This window comes from Massilia aurea (genome assembly GCF_014200505.1).
GTDB classification, from domain to species: domain Bacteria; phylum Pseudomonadota; class Gammaproteobacteria; order Burkholderiales; family Burkholderiaceae_D; genus Telluria; species Telluria aurea_B.
Map to the genome: position 1 here is coordinate 1,929,402 of NZ_JACHBX010000001.1, position 18,605 is coordinate 1,948,006.

An 18,605-nucleotide genomic window follows, 5' to 3' on the forward strand; every position below is an offset into this window, starting at 1 on the left:
TACCCATGAGGACACAATGACATCGACCATGCTAAACGGTAAAACCGCTCTCGTCACCGGATCGACCTCGGGCATCGGCCTGGGCATCGCACGCTCGCTGGCCGAACAAGGGGCCAATATCGTGTTCAACGGCTTCGGCGACGCGCAGCAAATCGAAAAGCTCTACACCGATATCGGCGCCGAATTCGGTGTGCAGACGGCGTACCACAATGCCGACATGTCCAAGCCCGACGAGATCGCCGCGCTGATGCAGTATGCCAGCGACAAGTTCGGCGGCGTCGACATCCTGGTCAACAATGCCGGCATCCAGCACGTCGCCGCGCTGGAGGATTTTCCGACCGAACGCTGGGACGCGATCATCGCCATCAACCTGAGCTCGGCATTCCACACGACGCGCCTGGCCTTGCCTGGCATGAAGCAAAAGAACTGGGGCCGCATCATCAACCTGGCCTCGGTCCATGGCCTGGTGGGTTCGAGCCAGAAGTCGGCATATGTCGCGGCCAAGCACGGGCTGGTCGGCCTGACCAAGGTCACCGCGCTGGAAACGGCGCAAACGGGCGTGACCTGCAATGCGATCTGCCCCGGCTTCGTGCTCACGCCACTGGTCCAGAAACAGGTCGACGACCGCGCCGCGCGCGAAGGCATCGACAACGACGCCGCGCGCAAGGCGCTGCTGCTCGAGAAGCAGCCGTCCGGCGAATTCGTCACGCCCGACGAACTGGGCGCGCTGGCCGTGTTCTTCTGCAGTCCGGCGGCAAACCAGGTGCGCGGCGTGGCCTGGAATATGGACGGCGGCTGGGCCGCTCAGTAACAATTCTCCCCTTGCGGCCGGGCTTGATGCCCGGCCACGCACACTCCGGGTGCGAAAATTTCCACGCCGCACTGCTGCGGTGCAGCATGCGGATTTCCACAATAGCCCGCACCGGCTGAATGCGCCACCATGGCATCACTACCAACCTCGTTGAAGAGTTGCCATGAAGAAGCCGTTTTATAAAATCCTGTACGTCCAGGTATTGTTTGCCATTGTTCTTGGCGTGTTGCTGGGCGTATTTTACCCAGAGGTAGGCACCGCGATGAAGCCATTGGGAGACGGCTTCATCAAACTGATCAAGATGATCATCGCCCCCGTGATCTTCTGTACCGTTGTTGCCGGTATCGCCGGCATGCAGGACATGAAGAAGATCGGCCGCGTCGGCGGCAAGGCACTGCTGTACTTCGAAGTCGTCTCGACCTTCGCCCTGGCCATCGGCCTGGTCGTGGCCAACGTCGCCAAACCGGGCGCCGGCTTCAACGTCGATCCGGCCACGCTCGATTCGAGCGCGATTGCGCAATACACGACCAATGCGCATGCCCAGACCACGACCGAGTTCATCATGCACATCATCCCGACGACGTTCGTGGATGCGTTTGCTACGGGTAACATCCTGCAAGTGCTGCTGGTCGCAATCCTGTTCGGTTTCGCGCTGTCGATGATGGGCGAGCGCGGCCGTCCGGTGACCAAGTTCATCGATGACATCTCGCACGTGATCTTCGGCATCGTCAATATCATCATGAAGGTCGCTCCGCTGGGCGCGTTCGGTGCGATGGCGTTCACGATCGGCAAGTACGGCATCGCGTCGCTGCTGCCGCTGGCCAAGCTGATGGGCTCGTTCTACCTGACCTGCGCCCTGTTCATCTTCATCGTGCTGGGCGCAATCGCCCGCTTCACCGGCTTCTCGATCTTCAAGTTCATCCGCTACATCAAGGAAGAACTGCTGATCGTGCTGGGCACGTCGTCGTCGGAAAGCGCCCTGCCAAGCCTGATGCGCAAGCTGGAAAGCCTGGGCTGCGCCAAGCCGGTCGTCGGCCTGGTCGTCCCAACCGGTTACTCGTTCAACCTGGACGGCACCAACATCTACATGACGATGGCCGCCCTGTTCGTGGCGCAAGCAACCAACACCGACCTGACGCTGACCCAGGAACTGACCATCCTGCTGGTGGCGATGCTGACCTCGAAAGGCGCATCGGGCATCACCGGCGCCGGCTTCATCACGCTGGCCGCGACGCTGGCCGTGGTGCCGACGATCCCGGTGGCCGGCATGGCGCTGATCCTGGGTATCGACCGCTTCATGAGCGAAGCGCGCGCGCTGACCAACTTCATCGGTAACGGTGTGGCCACGGTTGTCGTGTCGAAATGGGAAAACGAACTCGACGTCAAGCGCATGGACGATGTCCTGCATAACCGCGTGATCGTCGAAGACCAGACCACGATGAAGGCCGTGCGCGAAGCGGCGTAATCGTCTGCCCTTGCCCGTCCATGAAAGCCGCATCCTTCGGGGTGCGGTTTTTTTTGGCGTGTCTGATCGTGTGAATGCTGCCCGGTAGCGTCTGGTATATTGAACATCCCGACTGACGACCGGCCGCGCCGGTGCTTCCACGATGCTGATTGCCGCCACCCCCGACAACGAAGCCGCGCGCCTGGCCGCCCTGTATGACCTGCTGATCCTGGACACACCCGCCGAGGAGCGCTTCGACCGGATCGTGGCCTTTGCCGCCACCGAGTTCGATGTGCCGATCGTCACTATCACGCTGATCGATACGGATCGCCAATGGTTCAAGGCGCGCATCGGCACCGCGCTGTGCGAAACCGGCCGCGACATCTCGCTGTGCTCCCATGCGATCCTCGAGCAGGACATCCTGGTCGTGAACGACACGCTGCTCGATGCGCGCTTTGCCGACAATCCCCTCGTCACCGGCGCGCCGCACATCCGCTTCTATGCCGGGGCGCCATTGACCCTGCCCTCGAGCCTGAGCCTGGGCACCCTGTGCCTGATCGACCGCAAGCCACGCACGCTCGATGCGATGGAACTGGGCATCCTGCGCACGCTGCGCGATCTGGTCGTACTGGAACTGCGCAATATCAGCGAGGTGGCCGATGCCTGACACAACCAAGCACATCCTGCTGGTCGAACCGGAACCGATGCTGCGCCGTACCGTCGCGATGACGGCGCGCAGCCTGAACCTTGGCCAGGTCCATGAAGCGGCAACGAGCGCAGCCGCACTGCGCCTGCTGAGCGTGCGCACCTTCCAGGGCGCGGTAATTGCGGTCGACTGCGTGGGCAGCGGCAAGGACAGCCGTTACGACCTGGGCCTGATCGACCGCCTGCGCGCCGATGCGGCTGCCAACAAACAAGGCTTGTCGATCGCGATCATGACCGAAACCGCCACGCCCGAACTCCTGAGCGACCTGCGCGAACGCCGGATCAGCCGCGTGATCCTCAAGCCATTTCGCGCCAGGGTGGTTCTCGACACCATCGAAACGATGTGCCGCTCAGGGAAAACATAGGCCGAGCTCGCCAGAGCACGCGCAAATCTTCGTAGACAACTCAATCTAGACAAGATAATCTAGCTTCATCTTGCCTATTCGAGGATGTCATGCCGCACTCCCCCGACGCGCCCAAGCCCACGCCTGCCGAGCTCGACCTGTTACAAGTGCTGTGGCCGCTGGGCGCCGCCACCGCCAAGCAGGTCCATGAAGCAATGCTGCCGGCGCGGCCCGACGTGACCTACGCGACGGTGCTGCGGCTGATGCAGGTCATGCACGCCAAGGGTTTGCTGGCGCGGGACGAAAGCGAACGCTCGCACGTCTACAGCCCGGTCCACGCACGCGATGCGCTGCAGGGCAATCTGCTCAACGACCTGATGCAGCGGGCTTTCGCCGGTTCGGCCAAGGCGCTCGTGCTGGCGGCGCTCAAGAGCGGCATCTCGAAAAAGGAGCGGGCCGAGATCGAGCAATTGCTGAAGGACGGGGACGGCCAATGACCCCCGCCCACCTGGTCGCCAGCATCGGCTGGACACTCGTCGAATTCATCTGGCAAGGCGCGCTGATCGGCTGCGCGGTGGCGCTGGCCATGAGCCTGCTGCGCAACGCGCGCGCCGAGCACCGGTATGCGGTCGCCTGCACCGGGCTGTTGCTGTGCCTGCTCTGGCCGGCCGCCGAACTGGCGGCGCGCCTGGCCGGCACCCAGCATCTGGCGGCCCAGCCGATGGCGACCTTTGCCAGCGGACTCATTGCCAGTCCGCTCGACGACAGCTGGCGCGCCGTGTTCGAACGCAGTCTGGGCTGGATCGTCGGCACGTGGGGTGTCTGCGCTGTCGTGCTGGCATTGCGGATGATCGCAGGACTGCTGTGGCTGCACCGCGCAGCGGCGCTCGAGCCGGGCGACCCGGCGTGGCAAGTACGGCTCGACCGGATGGCGCAGGCCGCGGGCATTGCGCGATTGGTGCGACTGCGCATCGTCGCGGACCTGGCCAGCCCGGTCACCTTTGGCTGGTGGCGCCCAGTGGTGCTGGTGCCGGCTTCGCTCGTGTCCGGCATGCCGTCCCACTTGCTCGAAGCGCTGCTGGCACACGAACTGGCCCATATCCGGCGTCACGATTACCTCGTCAACCTGCTGCAGAACGTGGTCGAGGCACTGCTGTTTTATCATCCGGCAATCTGGTGGATCTCGGGACGCATCCGCGTCGAACGGGAACTGGTTGCCGACACCATCGCAGCAAGACAACTGGGCGAACCGCGGCGCCTGGCTCTTGCGCTATCCGAACTGGAACGACTCCAGTTCTCAACCCAGCATCTGGCCCAGGCGGCCAATGGAGGCAATCTCATGCAACGCATCAAACAACTCGTTCGTCCCGACACGCAGGCGCTGAACTGGAAAGCCGCGCTTCCGGTGCTCGGCCTGGCTTTGGCAGCCCTGGCCGGCTGCACGAGCACTGCGCCCGTCAATCCGTTTGCCGCGATGCCCGACAACGACACGACGTCACCGATCGCGAAGTTCAATTCGTGTGCAAGGCCCGTGTACCCGGCTGATGCGCTGGCAGCCAACATCCAGGGCACGGTGACGCTGGGGATGCTGGTGAAGGCCGACGGCAAGGTGCGCGAAGCCGTGGTGCGCCAGACCAGTGGCAATGGATCGCTCGACGAGACGGCGCGCGCCGCACTGGCCAAATGCAGCTTCCAGCCGGGCACGGTGAATGGCGCGGCGAAGGAACAGTGGACCGAAGTGAAGTACGTGTGGACGACGAGCTGATTGCGCTGTCAATGATGCCGGCTGCTGAGGCATTGTAGGGTGGACGGGTTTCCCGTCCACGCGTTCAACGTACGCCCCGCGCCGCAAACACCGCTTGAACGCGTGGGCGGCACAGCCGCCCACCCTACGTTCTATCAATCATGCCGGTTGATGAAGCAAGTAGGGTGGACGGGTTTCCCGTCCACGCGTTCAACGTACATCGCCGCGCCGCAAACACCGGAATGCCAGCGTCCACGCCAGCGGTTCAGCGACGGTATTCGCCGGAATGCCAGCGTCCCCGCCAGCGACGGCTACGCGTGCTGAACGGCCGACACGTCCAGTTCGCAGCCGGTCGCGGCGACGATCTCGTCCACACCCACGCCAGGCGCCAGTTCGACCAGCTTCAAGCCGCTGGCCGTCACATCGAGCACACCCAGATCGGTGATGATGCGATCGACCACGCCGACACCCGTCAATGGCAGATCACACTTTTTCAGCAGCTTGTGGCTGGTGGAACCATCCTTGGCGGTGGCGACATGTTCCATCACCACGACCACGCGCTTGACGCCGGCCACCAGGTCCATCGCACCGCCCATGCCCTTGACCATTTTCCCCGGAATCATCCAGTTGGCCAGGTCGCCTTCTTCCGACACCTGCATCGCGCCCAGGATCGCCAGGTTGATCTTGCCACCGCGGATCATGCCGAACGAATCGGCCGAGCTGAAGTAGGCCGAGCCCGGCAACGCCGTCACGGTTTGCTTGCCAGCGTTGATCAGGTCGGCGTCGACCGCATCCTCCGTCGGGAACGGGCCGATGCCGAGCAGGCCGTTTTCGGATTGCAGCGAGACCTCGATATCCTTCGGTACATAGTTTGCCACCAGGGTTGGCAAACCAATGCCCAGGTTCACGTAGAAGCCGTCTTGCAGCTCCAGCGCCGCACGCGCGGCCATTTCATCACGAGTCCATGCCATGTTGTTGTCTCCGTTTCTGTCGTCGGGTAAGTGGGCTTAGTTGCTCACGGTGCGCACGGTGCGCTGTTCGATGCGCTTCTCGGGCGACGGGTTGTGGACGATGCGGTGCACGAAGATGCCCGGGGTGTGCACGTGGTCGGGATCGATCTCGCCGACTTCCACCAGCTTCTCGACTTCGACGATGCAGATCTTGCCGGCCGTGGCCACGTTGGGGTTGAAGTTACGGGCCGTCTTGCGAAACACGAGGTTGCCCGAGCGGTCGGCCATATAGGCCTTGACCAGCGACACATCGGGAAACAGCGCATGCTCCATCACGTAATGCTCGCCGTTGAATTCGCGCGTTTCCTTGCCCTCGGCGACGATGGTGCCGTAGCCGGTCTTGGTGAAGAACGCCGGGATGCCGGCACCGCCAGCGCGCAGTTTCTCGGCCAGCGTGCCTTGCGGCGTGAATTCGAGTTCGAGTTCGCCGGCCAGGAACTGGCGCGCGAATTCCTTGTTTTCGCCGACGTACGACGCGATCATTTTCTTGATCTGGCGTGTCTCGAGCAACTGGCCCAGGCCGAAGCCATCGACGCCCGCGTTGTTGGAGATGGCGGTGAGTTGCTTGACACCCGAGTCGCGCAGCGCTGCGATCAGGGCTTCCGGAATACCGCACAGGCCAAACCCGCCTACGGCGATGGTCTGGCCGTCCTGCACGACGCCTTCAAGTGCCGAGCGCGCGTCTGGATACACTTTATTCATACCTGTTCCTTTTATAAGTTTGAGAACCCGTCTCAGCATAGAATACCGGCAGCCCGTGCACAATACCGTAGAACTACCGCCATGCCGCCCACCTGCACGCCAATGAACCACGCCCTGACCAGCCTCACATGAACCTGCCGCACACGATTGACTACGAGATGATTTTCCAGCACGCGCCAGTGGGCATGTGCATCTCGCGCGACCGGGTAATCCAGGCCTGCAATGGCGCGCTGGCAGCGATGTTCGGCCATCCGGCCGGTCACCTGACCGGCTCGTCGTTCTCGGTGCTGTATCCGACGATGGACGAATTTCTGCGCACGGGCGACCGCATCATCCCGATCATGAACGCCAAAGGGCGCTACTCGGACGAGCGCATCATGCGCCGCGCCAACGGCGAGCTGTTCTGGTGCCACGTGACGGGCCGTGCGCTGTCCCCGCTCGAGCCCCTGGGCGCCGGCGTCTGGATCTTCGAGGATGTCAGCGAGAAGCGCCCCGTGACGGCGCAGCTGACGCCACGCGAGCGCGAGATCGCCGCGCTGCTGGTGGAGGGTAAGACGAGCAAGATCATCGCGCGCGAAACCGACCTCAGTCCGCGCACGGTCGAAATGCACCGTGCCAGCCTGATGCGCAAGTTTGCGGCATCGACGTCGGTGGAACTGGTGCACAAGCTGGTGGGTGCGGGCTAACGGGCAATCAAAGCCCCGATGCCGCTTCGCGCGCTTACAGGTACAGCTGCCAGTGCTGTTCGCGCATGCGTTCAAGCAGCAAACGCAGATCGCCATCAAGCCGGCGGTCTTCACGCACCGGCGCAATGTCCTGGCCCAGCTCCTCCAGCATCTGCGCCAGCGGCGCCGGCAACGCCCGCTCCGGCTCGAGCCTGCAGCGCAGCCACACGCCCTGGCGCACCGCGATCAAGAGCGCCGCGGCCACCTGCTCGGTCAGTTCCAGCACGCGCAGGCAGTCGCGCGCGGCGATCGTGCCCATGCTGACCTTGTCCTGGTTGTGGCATTCGGTCGAGCGCGAAAAGACCGATGCCGGCATCGTCAGCTTGAGCGCTTCGGCCGTCCAGGCTGACGCGCTGATCTGCAGCGCCTTGAGGCCGTGGTTGATCGCGGCGCGCTCGCCCTCCATGCCCGACAGGTTGGCGGGCAGACCGGCGTTGTAGCGTGGATCGACCAGCAACGCCAGTTGCCGGTCAAGCAGGTCGGCCAGGTTGGCGACGGCATTCTTCATGCTGTCCATCGCGAACGCGATATGGCCGCCGTAGAAGTGCCCGCCATGCAGTACACGCTCGCCTTCGGCGTCGATGATCGGATTGTCGTTGGCGCTATTGAGTTCGTTCTCGACCGTGGTGCGAAAGAACGGCAGCGCGTCGGCCAGCACGCCGATCACATGCGGCGCGCAGCGGATCGAATAGCGGTCTTGCAGGCGCTTGCCATTGCGCTCTTGCTGGCCGGTGTAGGCCAGATCGGCGCGCAGCCAGGCGGCCACATCCTGCATCCCCGCATGCGGCTTGACCGAGAACAGCGTTTCATCGAAGTGATGGGCGTTGCCGTCGAGCGCGAACGAGGCCATCGCCGTGATGCGCGTGGTCAGGCGCGTCAGATAGTCGGCGCGGTCCCAGGCCAGGCAGGCCAGGCCCGTCATGACGGCGGTGCCATTCATGATCGCCAGGCCCTCTTTCGGCCGCAGGCGCAGCGGCGCGATGCCGGCCTCGCGCAGCCCGTCGGCAGCGGGCATCGGCACGCCACCGCGCAGCACTTCACGTTCACCGCACAGCACTGCCGCGAGGTAGGACAGCGGCGTCAGGTCGCCGCTGGCGCCGACCGAGCCTTCGCTGGGGATCAGCGGCAGCAGGTCGGCATCGAACAGGCGCACGATCTGCTCGAGCAGGTCGATGCTGACGCCCGAAAAACCCTTGGCCAACGATGCCAGGCGCGCGGCCATCACGGCGCGTGTCTCGGCCGGGCTCAGAAAGCTGCCCAGGCCACAGCCGTGGTACGTGTACAGGTGGTGCGGCAGTTCGGTCACGAGCACCAAAGGTACCGGCACCGTGCACGAATCGCCGTAGCCGGTGGTCACACCATAAATGGCGCCGTCTTCAAGCAAGAGCCGGTCGAGGAAGTCGGCGCCGCGCTGAATAAAAGCGCGAAAGGCCGTGTCTGACGAGAGCACCGGCCGGGCCGCGCCGCGCGCGATGCCGACGATGTCGTCCAGCGCGAGGCGATTGCGGTCGAAACAGACCACGGCGGTCACGCAGCCGGGAAGACGCTGCGCAGTGCAGCCGGCAACGGGGCCGACTTGCCCACTTTGAAATCGACCCACACCACCTTGGCCATGCCATTGGCGTGCAGCTCGCCCGGTGCGCCGTCTGCGTCCAGCAAACGGATTTCGTGCGACACCTCGATGCTCGAGCGCCCCGGCGGCGCGATGAAGGTACGCACCTCGATCTCGCCCGGATAGGTCAGCTGCTTGAGGAAGTTCATCGACGCGTTGACGATGACGGGGCCTTGGTCGCGCGAATCGGGCAAGCCACCCACCTGCTCGAGCCAGGCAATGCGGGCCGACTCGATGTAACGGAAGTAATTGGTATTGTTGACGTGCCCCATGGCGTCCATATCGCCCCAGCGGATCGGCATGCGCATGGTGTGCACCAGCATCGGTGCGGTAGTCTCACTACTCATTCTGTGGTTCCTGGCGTTAGTGCGCCATCATGCCGTCGTCGGCCGTGATGATGGCGCCGTTGATGAAATGGGCTTCTTCGGCGGCCAGCAGCAGCAACAGGCCGTCGAGGTCTTCGGGCCGCCCGGCGCGCTTGCGTGGCAGCATCTCGACAAGTTTGCGGCCCTGCTCGGTCTCGAAATAATCTTCGTTCGCATCGGTGGCAATGTAGCCGGGGCAGATGGCATTGACGTTGATGCCGTACTTGCCCCACTCCACCGCCATTGCCTTGGTCATCTGCACCACACCGGCCTTGCTCATGCAGTACACACCAATCTGTGGCAGCACCCGCAGGCCCGCCACCGAGGCGATATTGACGATGCGATGCTGCTTGCGCGGGTCGCCCTTGGCGCGCGCGATCATGCGCTTGGCGGTTTGCTGGGCCACGAAGAACGCGCCGCGCAAATTGGTGTCCATGATGTAGGTGTAGTCATCCTCGCCCACATCGATCAGGCGCTGCGTCGATGATACGGACGAGTTGTTGATCAGGATATCGATCGGCCCCGCCTCGGTCTCGGCATGGGCAATGGCCGCCTTGATGCTGCCGAGGTCGGTCACGTCGAGCCGCACCACATGGGCAGCGCCGCCGTCGGCTTCGATCTCGGCGCGCAGCTCCTTGAGGCGCTCGACGCGGCGCGACGCCAGCACGACCTGCGCGCCGGCGCCGGCCAGGGCCTTGGCAAAACGGGCGCCCAGGCCGCTCGATGCGCCGGTGACCATGGCGATCTTTCCTTCAAAATTGACTTCAATGCCCACGTCCGACTCCCCGATGTAAGTACGATCACGAGTTGCGAAAGCACCATGATCCCACAAATGTCCGGTATTCGATTGTCCCTTCTAATAATGCCTTTACAATGGCCGCGATATTGCAATGAACAGCAAAAACCCGCACACTCGTGCTATTTTCTGATTACCGTCTTCCCTTTCCCAAAAAAACCATGACAGAGACAACGAATCTTCTCGAACAATACGGCCCACGCGAAGCGATGGAATACGACGTCGTGGTCGTCGGCGGCGGCCCCGCCGGCCTGTCGGCGGCGATCCGCCTGAAACAGCTGGCTCTTGACAAAGGCCAGGAAGTCACGGTCTGCGTGCTGGAAAAAGGCGGCGAGCTGGGTGCGCACATTCTGTCGGGCGCCGTGATGGACCCGCGCGCGATCAACGAACTGATCCCTGACTGGAAAGAAAAAGGCGCGCCGCTCAATACGGCCGTGACCGAAGACCGCGTCCTGTTTCTGAGCGAAACCAAATCGTATGCGACGCCGGCATTCGCCATTCCGCCGGCACTGGCCAATCACGGCAACTACGTGATTTCGCTGGCCAATGTGGTGCGCTGGCTGGGCCAGCAAGCCGAAGCCATGGGCGTGGAAATCTTCCCCGGCTTCCCGGCCGCTGAAATCCTGTACAACGAAGATGGCTCGGTCAAGGGCGTCGCCACCGGCAATATGGGGATGAAACGTGACGGCGAGCCGGGTCCGGAATTCCAGCTTGGCATGGAGCTGCATGCGAAGTACACGTTCTTTGCCGAAGGCTCGCGCGGCCACCTGGGCCGCCAGCTGATGGCGAAGTACGAACTGAACAAGGGCAAGGATCCGCAGACTTACGGCATCGGCATCAAGGAGTTGTGGGAAATCGATCCGGCCAAGCATCAGCCGGGCCTGGTGATCCACACGGCCGGCTGGCCACTGCCGAACGATACCTATGGTGGTTCGTTCCTGTACCACCTGGAAAACAACCAGGTCGCGGTCGGCTATGTCGTCGGCTTGTCGTACCAGAATCCGTACCTGTCGCCATACGAAGAATTCCAGCGCTATAAAACGCACCCGGCCATCCGCGGCTTCTTCGAAGGTGGCAAGCGCATCTCGTACGGCGCGCGTTCCATCACTGCAGGGGGTTTGCAATCCTTGCCAAAGACCGTCTTCCCGGGCGGCGCGCTGATCGGCTGCGATGCGGGCTTTTTGAACACCAGCCGCATCAAGGGCAGCCACGGCGCGATCAAGACCGGCATGCTGGCGGCTGAAGCGGCGTTTGACGCGCTGGGCGAAGGCCGCACGAGCGACGAGCTGACGAGCTTCCCGGCTGCATTTGAAAAATCATGGCTGCACGAAGAGCTGCACGTGGCGCGCAACTTCAAGCCATGGATGAGCAAGGGCCTGGTGCTGGGCACGATCATGACGGGCATCGACCAGATCGTCTTCCGTGGCAAGGCACCCTGGACGCTGCACCACAAGCATGCCGACCATGAATGCCTCAAGCCTGCCTCGCACTTCAAGCCGATTGTCTATCCGAAGCCGGACGGCAAGCTGACCTTCGACAAGCTGTCGTCGGTGTTCATCTCGAACACCAACCACCGCGAAGACGAACCGATCCACCTGACGCTCAAAAATCCGAGCGTGCCGGTCGACGTCAACCTGGCCAAGTACGCCGGGCCTGAGCAGCGTTACTGTCCGGCCGGGGTGTACGAGTACGTCAAGCGCGAAGACGGGGGCGATCGCCTGCAGATCAATGCCCAAAACTGCGTGCACTGCAAGACCTGCGATATCAAGGACCCGACCCAGAACATCGTCTGGGTGACACCGGAAGGTGGCGGCGGCCCGAACTATCCGAATATGTGATCGCTCTGACTTTCCGCTTTTCACTGCTGACTTTGTAAGAATTGTCCTGCAAACTCACCGCCAATCTGCTGATTGGCGGTGGACGCGAACGGCGTAGCATGGATTGCTCATACACCAGTGGCAGGAGACAGCGATGGGTGATTCCACAGACAATATGGGCAAGCAGCGCACCCCCGGCATGGGGCAAAACAGCAATCTGCAAAGCGGCAATCTGCAAAACGCCAAGCAGGATATTGCTGGTAACAAGCAGTCCACCGGGCAGCAAGGTGGCCGCACGCAGGAGGGCAAGCAGCCTGACACCGGCAGCCGGCAAGGTGCCGGTGCCCAACAGCAGAACCAGCAACATGGTGGCCAGCATGCATCTGGCGGCACCCCGGCGCTGGACGACCTGAACGCCGACGGCGCCAGCCGCGACCAGGGTTCGCCGGGCAGCGGGTCCCGGCAAATGGACCAGCAGAGCGACTGGCAAGGCAAGCAGGACAAACAACGCTGACGTGGCACTGTCCACACAAAGCGCGGCGCCATGACGGGGCCGCGCTTTTTTTGCGCCTGTCAGGTCGGCGGCATGCTGCCAGCGTCCTGACCGAACCACTTGAGCGACAGCGTGCGCAGCGTGCCATCCGAACGCGCCTCGCGCAGCGCCTTGTCGATTGCCAGCCTGAACGCCGGACGGCCTTTGCGCAGGGCGATGCCAACGGGCTCAGGTGCGCCAATGCGGGCGCCGGCCTTCAGTGGCAACTGTGTCTTGCAGATCAGGTAATGCATCAGCAGGCTGTCGTCGAGCAAGGCGTCGATGCGGCCGAAGGCCAGGTCCTGCAGATTCTCGGGCACCGCCGGATAACGCTTGATCTTGATCCCCGGTACCGCCCTGGCCTGCTCTTCGAAGACACTGTTCTGGCGCACGCCCAGCGTGCGGCCCTTGAGGTCAGCCAGCGTGTGGTAGCTGGCGCGCTCGTTCTTGCGCACGATGAGCTGGGGCTGCGAATAGCAATATGGTGCGGAAAAGTCGAACGCTTTCGCGCGCTGCGGCGTGATGATGACCTGGCTGATGGCCACATCCACCCTGCCCGCACGCACCGCCGGCAGGATCGCGCTCCATTCAGTCAGCACGAATTGCGGCTCGAGGCCCATGCGCGTGGCAACCGCACGCGCCACGTCCACGTCATGGCCTGTCAGTTGCCCGCTTGCCGGGTCCGTGAAATTGAAGGGAGGATAGGTGCCTTCGAGCGCGATGCGCAGGGTGCCCCGTGTGCCGCGTGCGTCTGCCGGGTCTGCCAGGCCCGCCGCGTCCGCCCATGGAGGGCACAGTGCGGCTGATGCCGGCAGCGCCAGCAACTGCCCCAGCACCCGGCGCCGCCCGCCGTTTTCGATCCCTTCAGCCATCCCCTTGCCCCCGCACGGTCAAAGACCTGTTATAACCGAAAAGCAGCAGAATGGCCCAGAATCAGGACTGCACAACGATCCGCTTCTGTTCGCGCGCCGAGCGGTACACGGCCTCGATGATACGGATATCGCGCAAGCCTTCTTCGCCAGGCACGAGCGGCTCGCGGTTCTGCATGACGCATTGCGCCATGTGGTCGAGCTGGCCAACCCACTGGTTCGCATACGGTCCGGGTGGGGGTTTGACCTCGGTCTTGTCGCTGCGTTCCTGCCCCACCCACATGCGCTGGCCACTGTAGGCAGTGGCCGGTTCCAGTTCGATACGGCCCTTGTCGCCCATCAGCACGAACTGGTTGCGGTTCGCGCTGTACATCGACATGCACGAGCCGATCGCGCCGGACGGGAACTCGAGCTGGAAGTCGATCATGTCTTCCACTTCACGGAAACGCGGGTCGCTGCGGTTGGTGGTTTCCTTGGCAAACACGGCCACCGGCTCTTCGCCGGTCATGTAGCGCGCCGCCTGCAGCGCATAGATGCCAATGTCCATCATCGAGCCGCCGCCCGACTGCGCCTTCTTCATGCGCCAAGTGTTCGCGTCACCCACGACAAAGCCGTGCTCGGAGCGGAAGTAGCGGAGATTGCCGATCGCGCCGGCGCGTGCCAGGCGGATGGCCTCGACATTGTGCGGCTCGAAGCGCGAGCGGTAGCCGATCATCAGCTTCTTGCCGGCCTTGCGGCAGGCAGCAATCATCTGTTCGCACTCGGCTGGATTGATGGCCATTGGCTTTTCGCACATGACGTGCTTGCCGGCCTGCGCAGCGCGGATCGTGTACTCGGCGTGCATGAACACGGGCAGGCAGATATACACGATGTCGATGTCGGGATTGTCACGGATGCGGTCGAAATCGCTGTACGAATAGATGCCGCGTTCAGGCACGCCGTATTCCTGCGCCACCTTCCTTGCTTTGGCGGGGTCACCGCTGACGAGCGCCACGAGGCGGCTGTGCTGGCAATTCTGGAACTGCGGAATGATGCGGCCCAGGCCATAGCCGCCCAGGCCCACGATGGCGTAGCCGAGCTTGCGGCCGGTGCTGGCAGCCCACCCCGGGTTCACTGCGCCTGCGGCCAGGACACCACCTGCAGCCATGACCAGGCCGCGTCGTTGCAAATCGATCATGCGTGTCTCCTCCAATAAGGTTGCGGGAATGTTATCGTCTTGCGGAGAGAAGGATACAATTGATTCATATGAAATGATAGCGGTATCACCGCCTTCATCTACCGTTCACTTTGCCAGGAGTTGCCCATGTCCGTGTCCCCCCGTCGTGCTGCCCGTCTCACTCCCCTTCGCGTTCCGTTCGTCCGCCTGATGCTTGCCGCCAGCGTCGCCGCCATCCTGTCGCCAGCAGTATCGGCTGCGCCGGCCGCCAGTTGCAGCGGCAAGGCCCCGTCGGGCGAGCTGAAAGCGGAGCGCATCGCTGCGATCACGCCGTCGCGGGGCGAACCGGGCTTGTATGAGGGAGCGGTCTGGACGAATGGCGCGCTGTATTTTTCGGACTTCAGTTTCAGCGAGGGTTTCCCGTCACGCGTGCGCAAGTACACACCGGGCGGCAACGTGACCACGGCGATCGAGGACGCAGGCAGCAATGGCTTGGCGGTCGACGCCAAGGGCGCGCTGGTCGCGGCCACCCACAAGTACAAGGCGCTGTCGCGCTACGACCTGGCGGACGGCAAGCGCACGACTGTCGCCTCACAGTTCCAGGGCCAGGTCTTCAATTCACCGAACGATATCGCCATCGCGGCCGATGGCACGATCTACTTCACCGATCCGGATTACCAGAAAGCTGCGGCGCCCGGCGGCCAGCCGGTGACCGGCATCTATCGGGTGGGGACAGATGGCGCGGTGACGCTGGTCGACGGCTCGCGCAAGAATCCGAACGGGATCGCCCTGTCACTCGACGGCAAGACGCTGTACGTGAATGCGAGCGATGGCGCGGTGCGTGCCTACCCGATCAAACATGGCGTGCCGCAGGCGGGGCGCGACCTGATCAAGGGCATCGAGAATGGCGACGGCATGACGCTCGACTGCCACGGCAACCTGTATGTGACGGAACATGCGCCCAAACGCGTGCGGGTGTTCTCGCCACAGGGCCGCGAACTGGCGACGATCCGGGTCGACGCCAACGTCACCAACGTCGCTTTCGGCGGGGTCGATGGCAAGACGCTGTACATCACGGGCGCGGGCGCCGTCTGGCAATTGCCGCTGGACGTCACGGGACTGCCCTACTGATCTGCTTACCAGCTCGGGCGCGAACCTGGCCCGAAGTTGTGGCCCGTGACCAGCGTGGTGCTCTGCACGAGCGTCGACAAGCCGAGGATCAGCTGGACGAGCTTATCGTCCGGCAGCACCCAGATCTGGCCACGCGGCTGCTCGGCGCCGGTGGCGGCCATGATCAGCGGCGCGATCCAGGCGGCGTCGCTGTCGACGTCGAGCAGGATGGCGTCGGCCGTCGTCTGCATGTGTACGAGGCCGCCTTCAGCCAGCGCGAAGCAGATGCCGACGCCCGTTTCCTGCGGCGTGATCAGTTCCTGCATGGCGGCATTGTGCTCGTCGATCCAGAGCTCGACGTCTTGCGGCGTCTCGAGCGCGTTCCAGGGGCGGGGTTTGAAGCGGGGTGGTTGTTCTGGCGGGAGGGTCATGTGCTGCAAGCAAAAGGGGACGGGGCGTATCTTACGGCAATTTCCATCGCCGCGGGCCAGGTCCACGCCGCCACGAGGTTACGGCACCATCATGGGATGTCGAGCGTCACGAGCCGCACGCTTGCCTGCCCATTCTCGATGATGAGTTCGCCAACCGACACGGGCAGTGTAAACCGGCGCCGCCCCGCCGCACCCGGATTGACGTACAGCACACCACCCCGCTCGACGCAGGCCGGCTTGTGCGTGTGACCAGTGATGACAACGCGCACCCCGCTTGCCACCGGGTCGATGGCAAGCTCCTTCAGATCGTGCAGCATATGGATGGCAACGCCGCCGAAGGTCACCGTGACGGTTTCAGGCAGCGCCCGGGCCCAGGCGCCGCTGTCGTTGTTGCCGCGCACGCTGGTCAGCGGGGCGAGTTCGGCCAGGCGCTCGAGCGTGGCCGGATCAACGATGTCACCGGCATGCAGGATGGCATCGCTACCCTGCAGGAAGTCGAGCGCCTGCGGACGCAGCAGGCCGTGCGTGTCGGAGATCAGGCCAATGCGAATGACCACTTACGAACGCTTGCTGCCGACCATCTTGGCCATCGTGACAACCGAGTACAGCGCCGCCAGGCCAACAAGCACGTAGACAACGCGGGTGAGCGTCGAGCCGGGCGCGAACAGCACGCCGACCATGTCGATGTCGAACAGGCCGACCATGCCCCAGTTCAGGCCACCAATAATCAACAGCACCATCGCAATGTAATCCAGTGCAGACATGGCCGGGCGGCCATGCGTACGTGCCGTCACGCGGCGATCGGGAATCGAACGGCGATCCATGGTTGGGGTATTGATTGTTGACATCAGAGCCTCCTGGAAAAGTGACGTGGACACCACCGGGGCGGCGCCCCGGCACTTGCTGTCCATACTAGCCCAGGTTAGCAAACACGCACGCACCATTGCAGCGCGTGCACACCGCTGCCCCGTCACGGGGCTGCGGCCGCGAACTCAGCCTTTCCAGGTGCGCGCCAGGCCCGTATCGGCATGGATCCAGCCACCGCGCGGACCGCTGCGGTAGTAGTAACCGACGCCGCCGCCACGGAAGCTCTTGATCAGGCCGCCGAGCACCTCTTCATTCAGGTTGGCGATCCGGATATCGGCCGCCTTGCCGACCAGGTGCAACGACTGGCGCGCCGCCGGGATGCCCTGCTCGCGCAGGCGTGCATTCGATGCCGGCGAACGGTAGCCCGACAAAATCTCGAGTGGCTTGATGATGCCGAAACGGGCGATGAACGCCTGGGTGCTCCACAGCATTTCGAACAGCTTCGGATCGATGGCTGCGGACGCCTTGCCGTTCACGTCGCGCAGCAGATGGCACAGTTCCTGGTACGCCGACTCGATGACTTCGCCGTCTTTCCAGTACAGCACATTGGCCGTCTCGCCGCTTTGCGGGCGCGTGACCGACAAGGTACGCGGCTTGACCCAGAAATCGAGGTCAAGTGCCTGTGAGTCGAACAGGTCGGGTGGCGGTTGGAGGTCAGTTGCGGCAGCGGCCAGCGGCGAACCGATGACACCGATGGCGGCAAGGCGCGCGCCCTGATGGAGGAAGTCTCTGCGGGAAGCCATATATGCGTTGGTCTAACTCGTGAATATCGATGGGCCGTACTATAGCGTATTCGTCATGGATAGCGCTGTGTGGCGTGCTGGGGGCGTGCAGCGCGCGCCCGGTTGCGCCACGCCGTGCGCTCAGTCGCTGCAGTTGCAGAAGCGCTTGCGCGCGCTGCCTTCGCCGGCGCCGTCGAGCCGCTTCCACATCAGGTCGCTATCGAGGCCGAAACAGGATTTTTCCTTGCCCGCATTGCTGTAGCCATGGCGCTCGAAGAACGCGCTCGCGCCGGCGGGGCTGTGCAGATGCAGCTTGCTGATGTTCCAGGCACGCGCCTGCTCTTCGACCGCCGCCAGCAGCGCCCGGCCTACGCCGCAGCGCAGCGCATCGGGCAGCACGTAGCACAGCGCCACCTTGCCGGCCGGGGTCAACAGCGTCAATCCGACCATGCGCCCTTCACTCTCGGCGACGATGGCAAAATTGGCGGGCGCAGCAAACCAGGCCGCAACGGTGGCCGGCGTCTTGTTGCCGAGCCAGGCGTCGAGTAATGCCGGCTGGCCATGGTGGTCGGCACGGCAGCCTTCCTCGATGGAGCGACGCAGCAGATTGCAGGCTGGCGCAGCGTCGGCGGGAACCGCCTTGCGGATTTCAATACGCGTGGACATCGATCATCAACATAAATACGGTACAAAGACGTGAGGTGGCGACAGTTGGCGCCCCCGGCTTAACACGGGCTCGACTATACACTGAAAGCCAACGACCCTGCTGGCGACAGGGACAAGCGCATGGTCGGTATAACCATATGACGAAAGTATTGTTCCGTTTGACGGCCGGATCAGGGA

22 protein-coding genes are annotated in these 18,605 nt (G+C 63.5%); 10 read left to right on the forward strand and 12 right to left on the reverse strand.

The genetic code is table 11. The annotated features are described in order from the left end of the window. Positions 1 to 16: 16 nt before the first annotated feature. From HD842_RS08490 to HD842_RS08515, 6 genes are all read left to right on the forward strand, one after another. Positions 17 to 811 (forward strand): 3-hydroxybutyrate dehydrogenase, encoded by a 795-nt coding sequence (locus tag HD842_RS08490; RefSeq protein ID WP_183553094.1) that lies wholly within the window; start codon positions 17 to 19, stop codon positions 809 to 811. Positions 812 to 974: 163 nt separating this feature from the next. Then, a complete protein-coding gene (locus tag HD842_RS08495; RefSeq protein WP_183553095.1) occupies positions 975 to 2,276 on the forward strand; it encodes a dicarboxylate/amino acid:cation symporter in 1,302 nt (433 codons plus the stop codon). Positions 2,277 to 2,418: 142 nt separating this feature from the next. Then, the gene (locus tag HD842_RS08500) at positions 2,419 to 2,922 is read left to right on the forward strand and encodes a GAF domain-containing protein (protein WP_183553096.1); all 504 of its coding nucleotides are present in this window, start codon (positions 2,419 to 2,421) and stop codon (positions 2,920 to 2,922) included. Further along, positions 2,915 to 3,325, forward strand: coding sequence for a response regulator (locus HD842_RS08505; RefSeq protein WP_183553097.1), 411 nt, complete (start codon positions 2,915 to 2,917; stop codon positions 3,323 to 3,325). Before HD842_RS08500 ends, HD842_RS08505 begins: the two co-directional genes overlap by 8 nt. A gap of 89 nt (positions 3,326 to 3,414) precedes the next feature. Then, complete coding sequence (locus HD842_RS08510) at positions 3,415 to 3,801, forward strand: BlaI/MecI/CopY family transcriptional regulator (protein ID WP_183553098.1); 387 nt, start codon at positions 3,415 to 3,417, stop codon at positions 3,799 to 3,801. Further along, on the forward strand, positions 3,798 to 5,069 hold the full coding sequence (locus HD842_RS08515; RefSeq protein WP_183553099.1) for a M56 family metallopeptidase: 1,272 nt from the start codon (positions 3,798 to 3,800) through the stop codon (positions 5,067 to 5,069). Before HD842_RS08510 ends, HD842_RS08515 begins: the two co-directional genes overlap by 4 nt. A 290-nt stretch (positions 5,070 to 5,359) precedes the next feature. Here the strand turns inward: HD842_RS08515 and HD842_RS08520 are convergent, their stop codons facing one another. After that, complete coding sequence (locus tag HD842_RS08520; protein ID WP_183553100.1) at positions 5,360 to 6,019, reverse strand: 3-oxoacid CoA-transferase subunit B; 660 nt, start codon at positions 6,017 to 6,019, stop codon at positions 5,360 to 5,362. 36 nt (positions 6,020 to 6,055) lie between these two features. Further along, positions 6,056 to 6,760 (reverse strand): CoA transferase subunit A, encoded by a 705-nt coding sequence (locus HD842_RS08525; RefSeq protein WP_183553101.1) that lies wholly within the window; start codon positions 6,758 to 6,760, stop codon positions 6,056 to 6,058. Positions 6,761 to 6,888: 128 nt separating this feature from the next. Between HD842_RS08525 and HD842_RS08530 the strand changes: the two genes are divergently transcribed. Continuing rightward, a complete protein-coding gene (locus HD842_RS08530; protein WP_183553102.1) occupies positions 6,889 to 7,446 on the forward strand; it encodes a PAS and helix-turn-helix domain-containing protein in 558 nt (185 codons plus the stop codon). Between the two features lie 34 nt (positions 7,447 to 7,480). On the opposite strand, the gene HD842_RS08535 is transcribed toward HD842_RS08530, so the two are convergent. From HD842_RS08535 to HD842_RS08545, 3 genes are read right to left on the reverse strand one after another with little or no spacing between them, the layout of a single operon-like run. After that, entirely contained in the window at positions 7,481 to 9,016 is a 1,536-nt protein-coding gene (locus HD842_RS08535; RefSeq protein ID WP_183553103.1) for an HAL/PAL/TAL family ammonia-lyase, read from the reverse strand. Further along, positions 9,013 to 9,444 (reverse strand): acyl-CoA thioesterase, encoded by a 432-nt coding sequence (locus tag HD842_RS08540; RefSeq protein ID WP_229424635.1) that lies wholly within the window; start codon positions 9,442 to 9,444, stop codon positions 9,013 to 9,015. The genes HD842_RS08535 and HD842_RS08540 overlap by 4 nt, the downstream gene beginning before the upstream one ends. Positions 9,445 to 9,460: 16 nt before the next feature. Then, the gene (locus HD842_RS08545; protein WP_183553104.1) at positions 9,461 to 10,237 is read right to left on the reverse strand and encodes an SDR family oxidoreductase; all 777 of its coding nucleotides are present in this window, start codon (positions 10,235 to 10,237) and stop codon (positions 9,461 to 9,463) included. Between the two features lie 182 nt (positions 10,238 to 10,419). Between HD842_RS08545 and HD842_RS08550 the strand changes: the two genes are divergently transcribed. Beyond that, positions 10,420 to 12,096, forward strand: coding sequence for an electron transfer flavoprotein-ubiquinone oxidoreductase (locus tag HD842_RS08550; RefSeq protein WP_183553105.1), 1,677 nt, complete (start codon positions 10,420 to 10,422; stop codon positions 12,094 to 12,096). A gap of 133 nt (positions 12,097 to 12,229) precedes the next feature. Then, the gene (locus HD842_RS08555) at positions 12,230 to 12,589 is read left to right on the forward strand and encodes a hypothetical protein (protein ID WP_183553108.1); all 360 of its coding nucleotides are present in this window, start codon (positions 12,230 to 12,232) and stop codon (positions 12,587 to 12,589) included. Positions 12,590 to 12,648: 59 nt separating this feature from the next. Here the strand turns inward: HD842_RS08555 and HD842_RS08560 are convergent, their stop codons facing one another. Together HD842_RS08560 and HD842_RS08565 are read right to left on the reverse strand one after the other, a co-directional pair. After that, positions 12,649 to 13,479, reverse strand: a complete 831-nt coding sequence (locus HD842_RS08560; RefSeq protein ID WP_183553110.1) for a transporter substrate-binding domain-containing protein — start codon at positions 13,477 to 13,479, stop codon at positions 12,649 to 12,651. 61 nt (positions 13,480 to 13,540) lie between these two features. Then, entirely contained in the window at positions 13,541 to 14,653 is a 1,113-nt protein-coding gene (locus HD842_RS08565; RefSeq protein WP_183553112.1) for a Gfo/Idh/MocA family protein, read from the reverse strand. Between the two features lie 126 nt (positions 14,654 to 14,779). Here HD842_RS08565 and HD842_RS08570 point away from each other — a divergent pair, with 126 nt between their 5' ends. Next, positions 14,780 to 15,763 (forward strand): SMP-30/gluconolactonase/LRE family protein, encoded by a 984-nt coding sequence (locus HD842_RS08570; protein ID WP_183553114.1) that lies wholly within the window; start codon positions 14,780 to 14,782, stop codon positions 15,761 to 15,763. A gap of 5 nt (positions 15,764 to 15,768) precedes the next feature. Here HD842_RS08570 and HD842_RS08575 read toward each other — a convergent pair whose 3' ends face one another. The 5 genes from HD842_RS08575 to HD842_RS08595 all read right to left on the reverse strand — a co-directional run bounded on the left by HD842_RS08575 (position 15,769) and on the right by HD842_RS08595 (position 18,428). After that, positions 15,769 to 16,173, reverse strand: a complete 405-nt coding sequence (locus tag HD842_RS08575; protein WP_183553116.1) for a hypothetical protein — start codon at positions 16,171 to 16,173, stop codon at positions 15,769 to 15,771. Positions 16,174 to 16,262: 89 nt separating this feature from the next. Beyond that, positions 16,263 to 16,724, reverse strand: coding sequence for a metallophosphoesterase family protein (locus HD842_RS08580; protein WP_183553741.1), 462 nt, complete (start codon positions 16,722 to 16,724; stop codon positions 16,263 to 16,265). 6 nt (positions 16,725 to 16,730) lie between these two features. After that, positions 16,731 to 17,021 carry a DUF378 domain-containing protein gene (locus tag HD842_RS08585; RefSeq protein WP_183553118.1) on the reverse strand — a complete coding sequence of 97 codons (291 nt, stop codon included), beginning with the start codon at positions 17,019 to 17,021 and terminating at the stop codon, positions 16,731 to 16,733. A gap of 144 nt (positions 17,022 to 17,165) precedes the next feature. Beyond that, positions 17,166 to 17,783, reverse strand: a complete 618-nt coding sequence (locus tag HD842_RS08590; RefSeq protein WP_183553120.1) for a YcbK family protein — start codon at positions 17,781 to 17,783, stop codon at positions 17,166 to 17,168. Between the two features lie 120 nt (positions 17,784 to 17,903). Continuing rightward, a complete protein-coding gene (locus HD842_RS08595; protein ID WP_183553122.1) occupies positions 17,904 to 18,428 on the reverse strand; it encodes a GNAT family N-acetyltransferase in 525 nt (174 codons plus the stop codon). Positions 18,429 to 18,605 lie beyond the last annotated feature (177 nt).

Coding starts and splice junctions, on each gene's coding strand:
- HD842_RS08490 (WP_183553094.1), top strand. CDS start 17: ATGACATCGACCATGCTAAACGGTAAAACCGCTCTCGTCACCGGATCG.
- HD842_RS08495 (WP_183553095.1), top strand. CDS start 975: ATGAAGAAGCCGTTTTATAAAATCCTGTACGTCCAGGTATTGTTTGCC.
- HD842_RS08500 (WP_183553096.1), top strand. CDS start 2,419: ATGCTGATTGCCGCCACCCCCGACAACGAAGCCGCGCGCCTGGCCGCC.
- HD842_RS08505 (WP_183553097.1), top strand. CDS start 2,915: ATGCCTGACACAACCAAGCACATCCTGCTGGTCGAACCGGAACCGATG.
- HD842_RS08510 (WP_183553098.1), top strand. CDS start 3,415: ATGCCGCACTCCCCCGACGCGCCCAAGCCCACGCCTGCCGAGCTCGAC.
- HD842_RS08515 (WP_183553099.1), top strand. CDS start 3,798: ATGACCCCCGCCCACCTGGTCGCCAGCATCGGCTGGACACTCGTCGAA.
- HD842_RS08520 (WP_183553100.1), bottom strand. CDS start 6,019: ATGGCATGGACTCGTGATGAAATGGCCGCGCGTGCGGCGCTGGAGCTG.
- HD842_RS08525 (WP_183553101.1), bottom strand. CDS start 6,760: ATGAATAAAGTGTATCCAGACGCGCGCTCGGCACTTGAAGGCGTCGTG.
- HD842_RS08530 (WP_183553102.1), top strand. CDS start 6,889: ATGAACCTGCCGCACACGATTGACTACGAGATGATTTTCCAGCACGCG.
- HD842_RS08540 (WP_229424635.1), bottom strand. CDS start 9,444: ATGAGTAGTGAGACTACCGCACCGATGCTGGTGCACACCATGCGCATG.
- HD842_RS08550 (WP_183553105.1), top strand. CDS start 10,420: ATGACAGAGACAACGAATCTTCTCGAACAATACGGCCCACGCGAAGCG.
- HD842_RS08555 (WP_183553108.1), top strand. CDS start 12,230: ATGGGTGATTCCACAGACAATATGGGCAAGCAGCGCACCCCCGGCATG.
- HD842_RS08560 (WP_183553110.1), bottom strand. CDS start 13,479: ATGGCTGAAGGGATCGAAAACGGCGGGCGGCGCCGGGTGCTGGGGCAG.
- HD842_RS08565 (WP_183553112.1), bottom strand. CDS start 14,653: ATGATCGATTTGCAACGACGCGGCCTGGTCATGGCTGCAGGTGGTGTC.
- HD842_RS08570 (WP_183553114.1), top strand. CDS start 14,780: ATGTCCGTGTCCCCCCGTCGTGCTGCCCGTCTCACTCCCCTTCGCGTT.
- HD842_RS08575 (WP_183553116.1), bottom strand. CDS start 16,173: ATGACCCTCCCGCCAGAACAACCACCCCGCTTCAAACCCCGCCCCTGG.
- HD842_RS08585 (WP_183553118.1), bottom strand. CDS start 17,021: ATGTCAACAATCAATACCCCAACCATGGATCGCCGTTCGATTCCCGAT.
- HD842_RS08590 (WP_183553120.1), bottom strand. CDS start 17,783: ATGGCTTCCCGCAGAGACTTCCTCCATCAGGGCGCGCGCCTTGCCGCC.
- HD842_RS08595 (WP_183553122.1), bottom strand. CDS start 18,428: ATGTCCACGCGTATTGAAATCCGCAAGGCGGTTCCCGCCGACGCTGCG.